Genomic DNA, 2,309 nt, shown 5'->3' on the forward strand with positions numbered 1-2,309 from the left:
CTATCCAAGAATCAATAAAGAAGTAGCCAATATTAATTTGACCGAATTTATTGAAGTAGACACCATGTCTGAAAGAAAAATAAAGATGATTGAATTAGGAGAAGCTTTCGTTGCTTTACCGGGAGGACCTGGCACACTTGAAGAAATTACCGAGGTCATCAGTTTAATTCGTCTAAACCTTATTAACAAAGAGTGCTATTTAATGAATATTCATGGTTACTACAATCATTTAGAAATATTTTTTGATACGATGGTTAAGGAAGGGTTCATGACCGTTGAAGAACGGCAAAAGATTCATTTTGTTGAGAGTATTGGTGAATTAGAACTGTTAATTGAAAAACATTAATAAAGAGGGACTTAATCATGAGTCGAAGTAACAAACGAGCACAAGTTAAATACTTTTGCTAGGGTTACTAAGACTGTGTTGGTTAAGTCCATTTTTGATTTTAGCGATTATAATGATTGTATTTATGAATGATACGCTAAATTTTCTAAATAGGTCATCCCCTTGATAATATCGTCTGCTGTCAGGTCTTGTTTAGCTAAAATAAAACTCTCATTATTTGCCGCTGCATATGTAGCAACTTGATGTATTTTGTTAGGTAAATCTTCCATCACACCAAGTTGTTTTAAGGTAGTTGGAAAATGATTGGCTTGGTAAAATGGTAAGAGGGTATTCAGTTCTTCGTGATTACCTAATGTAGCAATTTGTACCAAAATACCATAAGCTACTTTGACTCCGTGTTCAATTGAAGCCGTTTCAGGTAGGAGTGTGAGCCCATTATGAACAGCATGAGCCCCCGCGATTCGTCCATATGATCCAGCAAAGCCACCTACACTAGCAGCGATTAAAAATATAGTATCTGCAATTCGTTGAAACGCATCTGATATTTGATTAGATTGTAAACTTTCGATCGCTTTAGCACCATCATTTAACAGAGTTTCCCTTGATAATTGAGCACTGCTTAGACCAAGGGAAATGTTTGTAGGCCAAGGTAATGGTAAATTTTCTGCTAAAGCAATGGCTTCATACCATTTTGCGAGGGTATCGCCGATGCCACTTTGTAAATATTTTAGTGGTGATTCTACTAATAAATTTGTATCGACAATGGTTAAGAAAGCAGCTTTGGGATAATAGTCAACGGTTTTAAAGGTATGATCAGGATGATAAATGACACTTAATGGTGTACAGGCTGAACACGTTCCAAGTACAGTTGGAATCATCACAGATTCCACTTGAAGTTTGTTAGCAACGCCTTTTGCCGTATCAAGTGCTTTACCACCCCCGATTCCAATAATTAAATCGGTGCCTGGAGGGGCATTGTTTACTAAATTGTCAATATTTTCATGGGAAGCACTCTGATCATAGAATAAAACAGGATAGCGACGACCTTGAGGATAAAATTTATTAAAAGCATGGTAAGCTTTCGCACCAGTAATAATTAAAGGTTGTTTAAACATTTGAATGGAGCTGTCTAAAAAAGTTAAAGCTCCCGGTTGACTGATATATTGTCCAACACCTGGACGGGTTATTTCAGATAATTCCACACACATTCTTCTTTCTAAAAAGTGTAAAATAAATACACTCTCATATTTTTTTAATTAATATCTAATTTATCATAATGAGTATAAGATTTCAAATGAATAAAAGAAGATAAAATATTGTCATTTAGAGAATATCTATTGTATGATATGGTTAACAACGTTAATTTTTAGGAGGGTTCAGATGAAAAAAGAATTATCTTTAAACAATGGGACAAAGATTCCGATGATTGGCTTTGGAACTTGGCGCTTAGAAGAAGGCGAACAAGCGTACAATGCTGTCAAATATGCTTTAGAAGTAGGTTATCGTCATATTGACACAGCACAAGGTTATCAAAATGAATCAAGTGTCGGGCAAGCTATTTTAGATAGTGGCATTGATCGTCAGCAATTATATGTAACCACAAAAGTAGTCAATACTGTAAGAGGCTACGATAATACCATGCGTTCCATTGACGAGTCTTTGGAAAAGTTAAAAATGGATTATCTAGATTTAGTTTTAATTCATTGGCCAAATCCACAATCTGTTCGCGATAAAGGTGAGAATGCATGGAAAGAAGCAAACGCTGAAACTTGGCGTGCTTTAGAAGATTTAGTAGAGGCAGGTAAAATTCGTTCAATTGGTATCTCTAACTTCTTAGAGCACCATATTGAAGAATTATTGAAAACAGCTCGTATTAAGCCGGTATTAAACCAAATTAAAATTGCGCCAGGTTGTTATCCTGAGCTTAGTGTAAAATAACTGTTGGTCAGCTAAAAGAAAAAAA

At 35.3% G+C, this 2,309-nt stretch carries 3 protein-coding genes; 2 read left to right on the forward strand and 1 reads right to left on the reverse strand.

Annotation, left to right across the window (positions count from 1 at the left end; all coding sequences use genetic code 11):
* A partial coding sequence (locus GSA01S_RS09945) for an LOG family protein (protein ID WP_169792697.1) occupies positions 1 to 346 on the forward strand: 346 nt, incomplete at its 5' end.
* Positions 347 to 468: 122 nt separating this feature from the next.
* Here the strand turns inward: GSA01S_RS09945 and GSA01S_RS09950 are convergent.
* The gene (locus tag GSA01S_RS09950) at positions 469 to 1,548 is read right to left on the reverse strand and encodes an iron-containing alcohol dehydrogenase family protein (protein ID WP_066127170.1); all 1,080 of its coding nucleotides are present in this window, start codon (positions 1,546 to 1,548) and stop codon (positions 469 to 471) included.
* A gap of 178 nt (positions 1,549 to 1,726) precedes the next feature.
* Between GSA01S_RS09950 and GSA01S_RS09955 the strand changes: the two genes are divergently transcribed.
* Positions 1,727 to 2,284: an aldo/keto reductase gene (locus GSA01S_RS09955; RefSeq protein WP_066127173.1), complete on the forward strand. Its 558-nt coding sequence runs from the start codon at positions 1,727 to 1,729 to the stop codon at positions 2,282 to 2,284.
* Positions 2,285 to 2,309 lie beyond the last annotated feature (25 nt).

The organism is Globicatella sanguinis NBRC 15551 (assembly GCF_001552295.1).
GTDB lineage: Bacteria > Bacillota > Bacilli > Lactobacillales > Aerococcaceae > Globicatella > Globicatella sanguinis.